Annotated in this window: 8 protein-coding genes; 7 read left to right on the forward strand and 1 reads right to left on the reverse strand. The window is 54.2% G+C overall.

Annotated elements, in window-relative coordinates:
* Positions 1 to 457: 457 nt before the first annotated feature.
* From ACILP4_RS06265 to ACILP4_RS06285, 5 genes are all read left to right on the forward strand, one after another.
* Positions 458 to 2,974 (forward strand): penicillin-binding protein 1A, encoded by a 2,517-nt coding sequence (locus ACILP4_RS06265; RefSeq protein WP_395619884.1) that lies wholly within the window; start codon positions 458 to 460, stop codon positions 2,972 to 2,974.
* Positions 2,975 to 3,092: 118 nt separating this feature from the next.
* Entirely contained in the window at positions 3,093 to 4,220 is a 1,128-nt protein-coding gene (gene prfB, locus ACILP4_RS06270) for a peptide chain release factor 2 (protein WP_395619885.1), read from the forward strand.
* A gap of 214 nt (positions 4,221 to 4,434) precedes the next feature.
* Positions 4,435 to 5,592: a CaiB/BaiF CoA transferase family protein gene (locus ACILP4_RS06275; protein ID WP_395619886.1), complete on the forward strand. Its 1,158-nt coding sequence runs from the start codon at positions 4,435 to 4,437 to the stop codon at positions 5,590 to 5,592.
* A 2-nt stretch (positions 5,593 to 5,594) separates the two neighbouring features.
* Positions 5,595 to 6,809: an acetyl-CoA C-acetyltransferase gene (locus tag ACILP4_RS06280; RefSeq protein ID WP_395619887.1), complete on the forward strand. Its 1,215-nt coding sequence runs from the start codon at positions 5,595 to 5,597 to the stop codon at positions 6,807 to 6,809.
* A 14-nt stretch (positions 6,810 to 6,823) separates the two neighbouring features.
* Positions 6,824 to 9,019, forward strand: a complete 2,196-nt coding sequence (locus ACILP4_RS06285) for a 3-hydroxyacyl-CoA dehydrogenase NAD-binding domain-containing protein (RefSeq protein ID WP_395619888.1) — start codon at positions 6,824 to 6,826, stop codon at positions 9,017 to 9,019.
* Positions 9,020 to 9,089: 70 nt separating this feature from the next.
* Here the strand turns inward: ACILP4_RS06285 and ACILP4_RS06290 are convergent, their stop codons facing one another.
* On the reverse strand, positions 9,090 to 11,708 hold the full coding sequence (locus ACILP4_RS06290; RefSeq protein WP_395619889.1) for a TonB-dependent receptor: 2,619 nt from the start codon (positions 11,706 to 11,708) through the stop codon (positions 9,090 to 9,092).
* Positions 11,709 to 11,927: 219 nt separating this feature from the next.
* On the opposite strand from ACILP4_RS06290, the gene ACILP4_RS06295 reads away from it, so the two are divergent.
* Together ACILP4_RS06295 and ACILP4_RS06300 are read left to right on the forward strand one after the other, a co-directional pair.
* The gene (locus tag ACILP4_RS06295) at positions 11,928 to 14,120 is read left to right on the forward strand and encodes a thiamine pyrophosphate-dependent enzyme (RefSeq protein WP_395619890.1); all 2,193 of its coding nucleotides are present in this window, start codon (positions 11,928 to 11,930) and stop codon (positions 14,118 to 14,120) included.
* Positions 14,117 to 15,151 carry an ACP S-malonyltransferase gene (locus tag ACILP4_RS06300; protein WP_395619891.1) on the forward strand — a complete coding sequence of 345 codons (1,035 nt, stop codon included), beginning with the start codon at positions 14,117 to 14,119 and terminating at the stop codon, positions 15,149 to 15,151. Before ACILP4_RS06295 ends, ACILP4_RS06300 begins: the two co-directional genes overlap by 4 nt.
* Positions 15,152 to 15,185: the final 34 nt, after the last annotated feature.

Genomic DNA, 15,185 nt, shown 5'->3' on the forward strand with positions numbered 1-15,185 from the left:
GTATCGCGCGCGCTTGATTTCCAACCCATGCGCCATGCCCTGACCGGGCGGCGTTGGTGGAAATATCATGCCTCATGTAGCGTCAACCTGTTAAATTGCCGAGCGTAAACACCGAACGGCGGACTATCAGGGCATTCGTCAGAAATCCCTGTAGTTATTCGCTAGCACTCCCGCATGTTGTCGGCAAGTGCATCCCGCGATTTAGCATGCAATTACGACATGTGGACCGTCATTTTTTTATTGCGGATTGGCTGAGCTAGGTTTTGTAAGCAATGAGATGCCGCTTCCTGTCATTGCACACAGTGGAGTGCAAGGTCGCATGGGCGCTGTCCAGTGCCCCTCATGTCTCTTTCGCACCGCGGATTGCGTCACTTTGAGAGGGCATGTGGCCAATTCGCGCTTATTTGCTGATTTACATTCTGGACCTGCCCAGCAAATCGGCTAGATAGGGCCCGCAATGGATATCCAGACCCCACCTGCCAAAGATCCGATAACGATCCGTTATCGGCTGAAACGCGACGCCGAAGATTTTGTGACTCGCTGGCGGGGGTGGTGGCAAAGCAAGCATTTTCGTTTGGCCACTTACGCTGCGGGCGCGCTGTTCGTTCTGCTTCTGATTTTTTGGGCATTGTTTGCTCGTAATCTTCCCGATGCAGAGGCGTTGATCGAATATGAATCGCCGCTGCCAACGGTGGTACGCGATATCAACGGACAGCCCTTTCATAGTTACGCCCGGGAACGTCGAGTTCAATTGGAGTATGCCGATTTCCCCAAAACGCTGGTGCACGCGTATCTCGCAGCCGAAGACAAAACGTTTTTCAGCCATGGCGGGATTGACTATCCCGGTATCGTATCAGCTATTTTCGACAATATTTTTAGCGACAAACGGTCGCGTGGCGCATCAACCATCACGCAGCAGGTTGCGAAAAACCTGCTTTTGACAAACGAATATAGTTACACCCGCAAGGTCAAGGAGGCGATCTTAGCCAAGCGTATCGAAAGCGCGCTGACCAAGCCTCAGATATTGTCGCTCTACCTCAATGAAATCGCACTTGGGCGGCAGTCTTTCGGGGTTGAGGCCGCGGCTCAGGCCTATTTTGGGAAAAGCGTTGATAAGCTCTTGCTGCATGAAATGGCCTTTTTAGCTATCCTGCCAAAGGCCCCAGAACGTTATGGGCGCGCGAAAAATGCTCAGCTCGCCATGTCCCGCCGTAATTGGGTACTGGGCGAAATGCGGACGAATGGATGGATTACCGATGCGCAGCTTGCAACCGCGCGTGCCCAACCGCTTGGCCTTGTGACGCAACGCGGCACTGCTTATAAAAATGTCGGTGGTTATTTTGCAGAAGAAGTGCGACGCCAGCTTATAGAAAAATTTGGCGAAACCGACGAAGCGGGCCCCTACAGCGTTTATTCGGGCGGGCTTTGGGTCCGATCGTCAATGCATCCCGAACATCAAATTGCGGCGACCAAAGCGTTGCGTGAAGGCTTGCTGCGCTACAATGCAGGTAAGGCTTGGAAAGCCAATTTGGGTACAATTGACGTAACCGATGATAAATGGCCGTCCCGTTTTGCATCGACCAATATCGGCATTGATTATGCCAATTGGCGTGCTGGTGTTGCGCTGGGTAAGGGGCGCGTCGGATTTGCAGATGGTTCGACCGGGCGCCTTGACGGTAGCCCTGCGGCGATGAAGGCAGGCGATGTTATCGCCGTTGCCCCCAATGGCACCAACAGCTTCGTCGTCCGCAGCGTACCAGAGGTTGGCGGCGGCATGGTCGTCCAAGATCCTTTCAACGGCCGCGTGCTTGCGGTGCAAGGTGGCTTTGACAATCGTATATCCAGCTTCAACCGGGCGACACAGGCACAAAGGCAGCCCGGGTCAACCATTAAACCGTTTGTCTATGCAACTGCGCTCGACAATGGAATGACACCCACGTCGATTATCGTCGATGGTCCCTATTGCGTCTGGCAAGGCGCGAACTTGGGTCAAAAATGCTTTCGAAACTTCACAGGTGGCGGGGCAGGGCCGCAGACCATGCGTTGGGGGCTCGAGCAATCACGCAACCTGATGACGGTGCGGGCGGCGGCGGAATCCGGCATGGACAATGTGACCGACACCTTGCGTGACATGTCAATTGGGGATTATCCTGATTATCTTTCCTACGCGCTGGGTGCGGGGGATACGACAGTGTTGAAGATGGTCAACGCTTATTCGATGCTGGTCAACCATGGCCGTGAATTGAAGCCGACATTCATTGATTTTGCGCAAAATCGCAAAGGCAAGGTTATTTGGCCGGCCAAGTGGAAGCCCTGCACAGGTTGCCGCGCGCCTGATTGGAATGGCAAGCCAATGCCGCGCTTCACACCTTCGGGCAAGCAAGTCATGGATCCGATAACAGCGTATCAAGTCGTACATATGTTGGAAGGCGTCATTCAGCGTGGCACCGCTGTTACATTACGCGAACTTGACCGGCCATTGTTCGGCAAAACCGGAACCACTACTGGCCCTACAAATGTCTGGTTCATTGGCGGATCGCCGCATTTGGTCGCGGGCCTCTATCTTGGTTTTGATCAACCGCGCAACATGGGTGGCTATGTGCAGGGAAGCTCGCTTGCTGCGCCAATTTTTAAACAATTTGCACGCACAGCGATGGCCGATATGCCGAAAACACCGTTCATTGCGCCTGCTGGAACACGGCTTGTCCGTGTGGATCGCAGAAGTGGCAAGCGCGTCTATGGTGCTTGGCCGAGTGATGACCCGCTAAGTGCCGTGATCTGGGAGGCGTTTAAGGCTGAGACGGAACCAAAGCGCTCCATCCGTCAGGAAGAACTAGCTGCGCGGGACGATAAGCCTCAAAAAGCGGCCGATACGCAATCAGACGATGCTGCTCGCGCGGCCAATGCCCCGAGCGCAAGTGTCGGGACAAAGCGCGACCAGGAGTTTATTCAGCAAGAGGGCGGAATTTATTAGGCGCAGTACCTGATAAATTTTGTGATGCGGCTGATAATTCTGTTTATCGCTGCCTTTGACTTGAGCGTCCAATCAGCTAAAGGCCGCGGCTGACCTTTTCATTCCCTTGGAGTTTCTTATGCGCGCCGACGCAGAAGGCTATGTTGCCCGCATTGATGCCGCCCTCAACCTCGTGAAGATGTCGCTGGATTGGGAGCGCGCACTGCGTCGCTTGGACGAACTGAACGCCAAGGTTGAGGACCCGACTTTGTGGGATAATCCAAAGGCGGCCGAAGAAGTCATGCGCGAACGCCGCCGGTTGGACGCCGCAATCGGTACTGTGCGTGAAATAGACGCCGATAAGGCCGGGACGGTTGAGTTAATCGAGCTTGCCGAAATGGAAGGCGATGCCGAGTTGGGCGATGAAGGGGCCGCTGCGTTGAAAGCATTGGCGGACAGGGCTGATCGCGACAAGGTATCTGCATTGCTGTCAGGCGAGGCAGATGGCAACGACACCTTCATTGAAATTCATGCGGGCGCGGGTGGCACCGAGAGCCAGGATTGGGCAGAAATGCTTCAGCGCATGTATTATCGCTGGGCTGAACAACGCGGCTACAAAGTTGAGATGGTCGATTATCAGGCAGGTGATCAGGCAGGGATTAAATCTGCCACATTGCTGGTAAAAGGCGAAAATGCCTATGGCTATGCCAAGACCGAAAGCGGCGTCCACCGCTTGGTCCGTATTTCACCTTATGACAGTGCGGCAAAGCGGCATACGAGCTTTTCAAGCGTCTGGGTCTATCCAGTCATCGACGACAATATCGACATTGAAATCAACGAAGGCGATTTGAAGATCGATACATACCGCGCGTCCGGCGCCGGCGGGCAGCATGTTAACACGACGGACTCGGCCGTACGCATTACGCACAAGCCGTCGGGTATTGTCGTTGCCAGCCAAAACGACCGCAGCCAGCACAAAAACCGCGCCACCGCTATGGGCATGTTGAAGGCACGACTATACGAAGCCGAACTGCGCAAACGCGAAGAGGTCGCGAGCGGAGAATATGCGGCCAAGACCGAAATCGGTTGGGGGCACCAGATCCGCTCTTATGTGTTGCAGCCATACCAAATGGTTAAAGACTTGCGCACCGGCGTCACCTCTCCAACGCCCAGCGACGTACTCGATGGTGACCTAGACAATTTCATCGCCGCCGCATTGGCCCAGCGGGTAACGGGTGAAGCCGTTGCGGTTGAGGATGTCGATTAATTTTCGGTCTGTTTGTCGGGCAGATGGAAATTGTTTCAGCACCTTACTTTTGATTTTAAGATTTGAGATCCTGAAAACAGGATAATTCTTGCTCACAAATCGATAATTGCGCGTTGCTAAAATAGCTAGTTGACGCTTGCGTCAAGTGCGTGGGCACCTTAAAAGACGTGTCTTAATCAGACGATTAAAATCCTATCGAAATGGAAAGCACTTCATGACCGATTCTTCCCCCAAATCCGGTCCGTTAAGCGGCATAAAGATTGTTGAGCTCGCCGGTATCGGGCCTGGACCTTATGCCGGACAGTTGCTCGCGGACATGGGAGCCGACGTCATTGTCATTGACAGACCGGGTGGTTCAATCGTGCCCAAGGCCATTGATGGGCGTGGAAAAAAATCAATCATCCTTGATTTGAAGAAGCCTGAAGCGGTGGCGGCATTGTTGAAGCTGGTTGCGTCGGCTGATGTCTTAATTGAAGGACTGCGGCCTGGTGTGACGGAACGGATGGGTGTTGGTCCCGATGCCTGTCACGAGGTCAACCCTGGTCTGATTTATGGCCGGATGACTGGCTGGGGGCAAACGGGTCCGTGGAGCCAAATGGCCGGGCATGACATAAATTATATCGGCATGACGGGCGTTTTGAACGCGATTGGCAAAGACGGGCAGCCGCCGGTTCCGCCGCTTAACATGATAGGCGATTTTGGCGGCGGGTCGATGTTCCTCGTTAACGGTATCCTAGCCGCTTTGGTCGAACGCGCACGGACGGGTAAAGGCAATATAGTGGATGCGGCGATTGTCGATGGCACCAACAGTCTGATGAGTTTTGTCCATGGCATGGCTGGACTTGGCCAGTGGCGCACGCAGCGTGAGGCAAATTTGCTTGACGGGGCGACGCCATTCTACCGTTGTTATATGACATCTGACGGTAAGTTTATGGCCGTTGGCTGTATTGAACCACAGTTTTTCGCCGCGATGATGGAGCGTTTGCCCATCGACAATGATATCTATGGTGGTCAGCATGACCGCGCCGCTTGGGCTAATCAGCATGAAATGCTTGAAGATGTGTTCGCGACCAAAACGCGCGATGAATGGGAAGCAATTTTTGCCGGAACCGATGCGTGTGTTACGCCCGTGCTGGATTATGTCGAAGCTGCTACCCATCCTGCAAATGCAGCGCGGCAAGCCTTTGTACAGGATGGACGTTGGTTGCATCCGCAGCTTGCGCCACGACTTGCAACACAGCCATTGGCTTCCCATTTCGATATTGCAACAAAAGGCGGCGATTATGCCGCCATATTGACCGAGGCTGGCCTTGGTCACGAAGAGATATCCCAACTGATCGCGGCGGGCGCCGTGGTCGCAAACAAGGACTGAATATGACCGAAGCCTATATTTATGATGCGGTGCGCAGCCCGCGCGGCAAGGGCCGCTCTGATGGTGCGTTGCATGAAATTACGCCTGTAGATCTGGCATCACAAGTGTTGACCGCAATCCGCGACCGCAATGGCCTGTCAGGCGAAGAAATTGAGGATGTGGCCTTTGGATGCGTTTCGCCCGTGGGAGAACAAGGCGCAGTCATTACGCGCACTGCGGTCCTCGCTGCTGGCTATCCGCACACAACGTCGGGCATTCAGGTGAACCGTTTTTGTGGTTCTGGCCTTGAGGCATCCAACATTGCCGCGGCCAAGGTGAAATCCGGTGAATGCGACCTTGCGGTTGGCGGCGGTATTGAATCGATGAGCCGCGTGCCCATGGGTTCAGATGGCGGCGCATGGCCAATCGACCCCCGCTCGGCAATCGCCAATTACTTCATTCCGCAAGGTATTTCGGCTGACCTCATCGCCACCCGATATGGCTATAGCCGCGACGATGTTGATGCCTATGCGGTTGAAAGCCAAAAGCGCGCTGGCCGCGCATGGGCCGAGAAGCGCTTTGCGCGCTCGATACTGCCCATCAAGGATGTTATTGGCGAAGTCGTTCTCGACCATGACGAATTGATGCGTCCACAAACCGATATGCAGTCCTTGGGCGCATTGGCCCCTGCATTCCAAATGATGGGCACGATGATGCCCGGCTTTGATGACATTGCCATCATGCGCTATCCCGACGTAGAAAAGATCAACCATGTCCACCATGCGGGCAACAGCTCGGGTATCGTCGATGGTTCGGCTGCCGTGTTGATCGGCACTAAGGAAGCTGGTGAGAAATATGGCCTGAAGGCGCGGGCGCGGATTGTTTCGATGGCGTCCATCGGTTCGGAACCTGCCATCATGCTCACTGGCCCTGAATTTGCGGCGCAGAAGGCGCTGGCACGGGCAGGCATGGACAAAAGCGATATTGATGTGTGGGAATTGAATGAAGCTTTCGCTTCGGTCGTCCTGCGTTTCATGGAAGCGATGAATGTCGACCATTCCGACATCAATGTGAACGGCGGCGCTATCGCCATGGGGCATCCTCTAGGTGCAACAGGTGCGATGATCCTTGGGACTGTATTGGATGAGCTGGAGCGGTCGGGCAAATCGACTGCGCTGACCACCTTGTGCATCGGCGCGGGCATGGGCACCGCAACCATCATCGAACGCGTGAATTGATCGGGACAGAAAACATGACATACAAAACTTTCTCCGTCGATATCGACGCCGATGGCATTGCACTTTTGACTATCAATCTCCCTGACGCTTCCATGAATGTATGGAACGGCGGTTTGATTGAAGATTTCACCAAATGGGTTGATGATTTCACGACCAACGACGCCGTAAAGGGCGCGGTCATCACCTCGGGCAAAAAATCCGGCTTCTTGGCAGGCGCGGACCTTACCATGTTAGGCGGGGCGAAGGCGAGCAGCACCAAAGAAGCTTTTGACCAGGCGTTTGCGTTGAACGCATTGTTGCGCAAAATGGAAACTGGCGGGCAGTCCGCAAAGGACCTGAGTTCGGGTAAAGCCTCGGCAAAGCCAGTGGCTTGCGCGCTCAATGGACTTGCTTTGGGCGGCGGACTCGAGCTTGCTTTGGCGTGCCATTACCGCGTCGTTGTTGATCATCCGAAAATCCAGCTTGGCATGCCTGAAGTCATGGTGGGCTTGCTGCCCGGTGGCGGCGGCACGCAACGGACGCCACGCCTCATCGGCCTGCAGAATGCAGCGATGATGATCATTCAAGGTAAGGCGCTCGATCCAGCCTCGGCAAAGGCGCAAGGCCTGGTCCACGAAGTCGTGCCAGCGGCTGACTTGATTGCGAATGCGAAGGCATGGGTGAAAGCCAATTCTAAGGTTACCGCACCTTGGGATAGGAAAGATTTCAAATTCCCAGGCGGGGCAGGGGCAATGGACCCGCGCGCCGTGCAGTTATTCGTCGGCCTCAACGCAATGGCGCACAAGGAAAGCAAGGGCAATTTTGATGCCATAAAGGCGATATTGTCGTGCCTATATGAAGGTTCGATCCTGCCATTCGACACCGCGCTGCGTGTGGAATCGAAGTATTTCACCAAACTGCTTTCGGGCAGCCAAGCCAAAAACATGATCCGTACCTTGTTCATCAACAAGCAGGCCGCCGAAAAGGGCGCAGGACGTCCTATTGGCGTACCACCGGTGGAGATCAAGAAAGTTGGCGTATTGGGCGGCGGCCTTATGGGGTCAGGGATTACCCACGTCACCGTCAAGGGCGGCATGGATGTCGTCGTTCTCGACCGTAGTTTAGAAGACGCCAATAAGGCCGTCGATTACAGCCGCAAGATCATCGACAAGGCCGTAAGCCGTGGCAAGATGAGCAAAGAAGCTGGTGACGCCTTCATGGCGCGTATCACGCCGACGGACAATTATGACGATCTGAAAGACGTCGACCTTATCATCGAAGCGGTTTTTGAACGCCCTGATGTGAAGGCTGACGTAATCAAGAAAGCCGAAGCGGTTATTCGCCCAGATGTCGTCTTTGCGTCCAACACATCAACTCTGCCCATCACGGGCCTCGCCAAAAATTCGTCGCGTCCGGAATTGTTCGTTGGGCTGCACTTCTTTTCACCGGTTGAAAAGATGCCGTTGCTGGAGATTATCCCCGGCGCGTTGACGGGCGATCGCGCTTTGGCCGCGGCGTTTGATTATAACGCCAAGATCAAGAAAACGCCGATTGTCGTTAAGGATGTACGTGGATTTTTCACCAACCGCGTGTTCCCGCCATATATGGGTGAGGCGATGAAGCTTGTGACCGAGGGCGTGAAGCCAGCTTTGATTGAAAACGCGGCCAAGGCACTGGGTATGCCCATCGGTCCTCTGGCGTTGCTTGATGAAACGACGCTACAACTGGGCTATGACGTGATGCAGTCGACCAAGAAGGAATTGGGCGACGCCTACCAGCCAAGCGGCACCGAAGACTTTATGGAGTTGATGGTGGTCACGCTTGGCCGCAAGGGGCGCCGTTTTGGCTCTGGCTTCTACGATTATGATGCCAAGGGTGAACGCCTGAGCCTCTGGCAGGGCATGGCGGAGCATTATCCGCTCGCCCCCGAACAGCCTTCGGTCGAAGAGGTGAAGCAACGTTTGTTGTACATCCAGCTGATCGCGACAGCACAATGCTTTGAAGAAGAGGTTGTCAAAGACCCACAGAGCGCAGATTTGGGCGCGATTTTCGGTTGGGGCTTTGCGCCTTATACTGGCGGCCCGATGAGCTATATCGACACGGTTGGGCTGAAAAACTTCGTCCGCATCGCTGACAATTTGGCGCAGCAATTTGGCCATCGGTTTGCACCGCCCAAAAGCTTCCGTGAGATGGCAGACAAGGGCGAGACTTTGTATAAAACCGCCACTTAAAACCAGAACGGCAGACACAAAAAAGGGCGACCTCCACGCGGAGGCCGCCCTTTTTGTTTGCAACGTTCGTTTAGAACTTAGCGCGGACGGTCATGCCGTACATGCGGGGTTCTTCCACGAAGCCCATACGCGAGCGGGTGCCTGCTAGGCCGCGAAGCGTGGTGCTAGCGGTAATGCCGCGCGTAATTTCATTGCTCAAATTGGTGCCCCATAATTCAAAGGTAAACTGCTCGTTCGGCGTGGTGAGGCCGATGCGTGCATTCATTTTGAAATAGGCATCCTGATAATCCAGAGGGACTGGCAGGTTGTTGCTATCCAAAGGAATGGTGCTGGTACGACGGCGATCCGAATAGTTGATATTACCATTTACCAGCAGACCCCAGCCAGAGTCACTGACCTGTCCTTCATAGGTAAGGCCAAAAACACCGGCAAACTTAGGCGCATTGGTCAAAGAAGATCCACACAGACGGTTTACCGATGCCAGAGCTGCCGCAGCTACACCCACGTTACAGTCTTTGGGATAGCGTGAATTGGCATAAGTTGCAGAAACATTGGCCGAGATGTTATCGCTTAGTCGGCCAAATAGTTCAAGCTCAGCACCCGTTGAGCGGGCCGAATTGACGTTGAAGGTCAGGAACTGGACACCAGTAAATTCCAGCACCTGGAAGTCGCTCATTTTCATATCGAACAATGCTAGGTTGGCTTTGATCGATCCGAACAAGGTTGCCTTTGCGCCGATTTCGATCTGATTGACCTTTTCTGACTTAAAGTCGGGCTCAGCATATACAGGTGCAACGACGGTACCCGCTCTTGCGCCAGCAATAATGGCGGAAGAATTCTGCAAGATTGCCGCCGTCGGATCGAGGTTGAAGCCACCCGATTTGAACCCATGGCTGTAACCAGCGTAGAGCAATAGATCTTCATTCGCTTTGTACCCGACCTGTGCGGTATAGGTAATCTCGTCATCCTTGAACGTATCCGACCATGCCCGTGGCAAAGGCAGCAATCGGCTGGCCAAGCCGCCGCCCAATTGTGCAGGCGCTGTCAGATTTGTCGACGCTGCAAATGGGAAGCAGTTTATGAGTAAGGTACCTTGTTGAACAGCTGCAGGCACAGCCGAGGGCATTGCCCCTAGCAATAATGCATTCACAGTAGCTTGACACGCACTGGCGCCTGCACCGGTCGTTCCGGCGAGCTGGTTGAAGGCGCCGTCCTTGGTTTCACTCACATAACGCGCACCGAGTGTTAGACTGAGCTTGTCCGTAACGCTGATAACATTGTGCGTGAACACAGACCAGCTTTCAGCATCCTGCAGGAACCGGTTTTCGGCATAGTTGCCATTGGCATTAACTGGAACACCGGCATTGCCGAAGGCGGTCAGCATAAACGCCGGATTTGCACCCAACGCCGAGGAGAAACCAAAGCTACCCGCGCTGCTAGCCCTCTGGAAATCGGCATTCAAGGTCATCGACTGGTCGGCACGGATTTTCTCACTGGAGTAAAATCCACCAACCAGCCAGTCGAGGCGATCGTTAAACGCCGCACCCTGTAAGCGCAATTCCTGCGTAAAGGTTTTAATTTGGTCACCCGATGGCAAAATGCCGACGCGTGATGTCGGTGCGCCATTACCCACCGTATAGGTGTTGTTGGCGGTGAAACCACCGACCGTTGTCGAACTCGAATTGAACTTACGATATGCGGTAACCGAGGTCAGCTTTGCGCCACCCAAGTCCCATTTCACTTCTGCGGACGTGCCCCATTGCTTGGAGCCGTTCAGATATGGGCCACCGTTGACCGACAAATTCTTGAGCGCGCTCATTCCGGACTGGTCGACGCCATCGCTCGCCAAGCCGTTGGCGGCAAAGAAAGGCGCCAGTTCGGTTTCGCGAACAATAACGGAGTTGCAGCATTGTTCGTCCGTCTTGGCATAATCGGCCAACAGGCGGATGCTCACATCAGCATTGGGTTCGATATACAATTGGCCGCGCAGCATATAGCGGTCACGATCATTACTTTCAGCGCCCGTGGGGGATTTCAGATATCCGTCGCGCTTGCGCCATGTGCCGGACACACGAAGGCCTGCGACATCTTGTACAACAGGAACGCTGACGCCCGCCTGCAAGTTCATGAAATTGTAATTGCCGTAGCTTGTATTTACGAAACCTTCGGTTGTCGAAAGGCTAGGGCGTTTTGTGGTGACGTTTAACGCACCAGCCGAAGTGTTGCGGCCGAACAGCGTGCCTTGAGGGCCACGCAAGATTTCAAGCCGTTCAAGATCAACGAGGTCGCCAAGTGCAACGCCAGGGCGCGACTGGTATACACCGTCGATGAATACGCCAACCGAACTTTCAAGGCCGGTATTGTTACCCGTCGTGCCGACGCCACGAATTTTGATCGAGGTGCCTTGCGTTTCAGTTTGCGATGACTGGATGTTGAAGCTGGGGGAAATCGCCGCCAGATTCTTAATGTCGTTAACGCCCTGACGCTCCAAAGCCTCTGGCGCGACGGCGGTCACGGCCAGCGGAATGTCTTGCACATCCATAGCACGCAAAGTCGCGGTCACGATAATGGGTTCCTCACCATTATCATCTTCGGCTGGAGCTGTTTGGGCATAAGCTGCTGGCACCAACATGGCGCTGCAGATGGTGCTGCACAAAGCAGCGGTCATAACACGATTAAAACGACGCATTTCTCTCTCCTCCATTTAACCGTCAACCCATTGGCATTTACTGCTCATATTATGTTTGACGGCGTTCTAAACACTTCTCGGTGGGAAAATTCCGAGAAGAAACTGTAACAATCCCACACCCTATCGCCGAAATCTGACAAATCCAGCGAATTAATCGCACGATTGAAAATAGCATTTTACTGTGGCTTTTGCGCCTCGTGACGCTAATCATCTCAAACTATGTTTGACCGCCCCACAATCTTGGACGAGGCATTTTCCCGCCGCGTCGCTGTCCATGACTTTCCCGCTCCACGTTGCAGCCACATTACCGAAACGGTTGCGCCGGATATACTTGTCGATCTGTTTGATAGTCAGATTATGAGCCGCCATCTCGACCTTTGGGCGCGGCGCTCCAAGGGCAAGACTTTCTATTCCATTGGCAGTTCGGGGCATGAGGGCACAGCAGCAATGGCCGCGGCAACGCGTTCGACCGATATGGCATTCCTGCATTACCGAGATGCTGCGTTCCTAATCCAGCGTAAGAAGCAAGCTGGCGGCCTGACGCCTTTGCACGACATGGCCTTGTCCTTCGCTGCGTCAGCTGATGACCCAATCTCGGGCGGACGGCACAAAGTATTGGGATGCGCGCACACTTTTGTGCCGCCGCAAACCAGTACTATCGCTTCACATTTGCCCAAGGCCGTTGGTGCGGCGCATTCGCTCGGCATGGCGCAACGCCTGCAGCTTGCCGATGCTGTACTGCCGCATGACTCGATAATCTTATGTTCCTTTGGCGATGCATCTGCGAACCATTCAACGTCGCAAGGTGCATTCAACGCCGCATGCTGGGCCGCCTATCAGCATTTGCCGATGCCTATTGTCTTTCTGTGTGAGGATAACGGCATCGGGATTTCGGTGCGCACGCCGGGCGGGTGGATCGCCGCCAATTTCGCGCATAGGCCGGCGCTGCATTATATAAGCTGCGATGGCGCGGACCTGAATGATGCCTTGCGCGGATGCGCAGCAGCGGTGACCTATGCCCGCACGCGGCGTAAGCCGGTTTTTCTGCACATGCAAACGATCCGATTGATGGGTCATGCAGGCGCCGACGTCGAATTAAGCTACGCGCCTATTGCTCAGATTGAGGCTGCCGAGGCGCAGGATCCGTTGCTACACAGCGCGCGTATCTTGCATGAACAAGTCGGCATGTCGGGCGCAGAGATAGTGGCCCGCTATGAAGACATGCGCGCGCGGGTGGAAAGCGTGGCGCAGGATGCGTTAGCCAAGCCGCGATTATTGACGGCGGCAGAGGTTATGACGTCGATTGAACCGGCCAAATCCGCAAATCCCCCAAAGTCCTTGCCTGATGCGGCGGCGCGTGATGCCCTTTTCACCAAAGACGTACGCAATCTTGCCAAGCCAGCAACCTTGGCCAAGAGTATCAATTTTGCATTGGCAGATATCATGCTGCAATATCCTAACGTTGCTGTGTTTGGCGAAGATGTCGCGCGTAAGGGTGGCGTCTATGGGGTGACACAGGGCTTGCAGGAGAAATTTGGCGCCGCACGCGTGTTTGACACATTGCTTGACGAGCAAACGATCCTGGGCCTTGCCATTGGCATGGCTCATAATGGCTTTGTGCCAATGCCCGAAATCCAGTTTTTGGCTTATCTGCACAATGCCGAAGATCAGATCCGTGGCGAAGCAGCGACCTTATCTTTCTTTTCAAACCAGCAATATCGCAACCCAATGGTTATCCGTATTGCTGGCCTGCCATATCAAAAGGGGTTTGGCGGGCATTTCCATAATGACAATAGCCTTGCTGTCCTTACCGATATTCCCGGCATCATCGTTGCTTGTCCTTCCAGCGCCGCAGATGCGCCAGCGATGCTACGTGAATGCGTTCGACTGGCGCATGAGGATGGACGGGTCGTGGTCTTTATTGAGCCTATCGCCCTTTATCATACGACCGACCTGCAGCAGCAGGACGATGGCGGATGGACTGCACCTTATGTTGCGCCAGATCAGGACCAGGTTATTGCGCTGGGTACGCTCGGTCAATTTGGCAAGGGTACTGAACTTGCGATCATAACCTATGGAAATGGTTATTTTCTTTCACACCAAGCGGCAGGTGAATTGGAAGCGAGCGGGATTGATCTGCGAATTATCGATCTACGATGGCTGCATCCGTTAAATGCCGAGGCAATTGTCGCGGCCGTGGCGGATTGTAAGAAAATTTTGATTGTCGACGAATGCCGTAAATCTGGAAGCCTTAGCGAGAAGTTGATGACCATCTTAACTGAAGGCGGACGTGGCGATGCCGTCAGCCGGATAACTGCCGAGGATTGCTTCATCCCGCTGGGGCCAGCTGCTGAACTGGTTTTGCCGAGCAAAGCATCGATAATAGAAGCGGCGCGGGCAGCATTAGCATGAAAAAACGGGCTTTAGTGATTTGCCCCGGGCGCGGTACATATAACGCAACAGAGCTTGGCTATCTCAAAACCCATCATGCCGCGCGTCAAGATATTATTGCGGCGGTAGACGCAGTTCGGACCGCAAAGGGGCAAACGACTGTCTCGCAGCTTGATGCTGCAGACAAATACGCGCCATCGGTGCATATGACTGGCGATAATGCCTCGGCGTTGATCTATGCATGCGCTATGTCGGACTTCGCCGCGATTGACCGCGAACAATATGACATTGTCGCCGTAACCGGCAATTCTATGGGTTGGTATCTGGCCTTGGCTTGTGCGGGTATAGTTGACCTTGCTGGCGGAGCGCGGCTTGTTAACAATATGGGTGGGGTCATGCATCAGCATGGCGCAGGCGGACAGATTGTCTGGTCCATCTGTGATGAAAATTGGAATGTTCAGAAAGATAAATTATTATTTATTAATAATTTGATAATTGAATCTTCTATTATTTCTGAAGTTAGTATACATGTTTCTATCCGGCTCGGCGGGATGATTGTGTTTGCCGCAGACGAGGCTGGGCTCAAGTGGTTGATGGAGCGACTACCTAAAGACGACCGTTTCCCTTTAAGGTTGATGCACCATGCTGCATTCCATAGCCCATTGCTGAACCATGTCGTGCCGATTGCGCGTGCAGGAAATCCTCTTAGTGATTTCGGCGCCGGCGAAATTCCAGCGATTGATGGGCAGGGTCGAATTTGGTCCCCTCGTGCGTTCAGCCGGGAGGCCATTTATGACTACACGCTCGGTGCGCAACTGACCGAAAGCTATGATTTTACCCGCGCGGTTCAAGTTGCCGCGGCAGAGTTCGCGCCGGACACAGTCATTGTTCTTGGCCCCGGAACAACCTTAGGCGCACCAACGGTGCAGGCGCTGATCGCCTCGGGCTGGCGCGGTCTGTCGGGCAAAGCAGACTTTCAGGCGCGGCAGCAGGAGGAACTTATGCTCATTTCCATGGGCATATCTGAGCAGCGCGCTTGGGCGTTAAGCTAAGCACTGCATACGAATAAGCCCTAGACGCCCCGGC

Source organism: Sphingorhabdus sp., assembly GCF_044239045.1.
Classification (GTDB): domain Bacteria; phylum Pseudomonadota; class Alphaproteobacteria; order Sphingomonadales; family Sphingomonadaceae; genus Sphingorhabdus_B.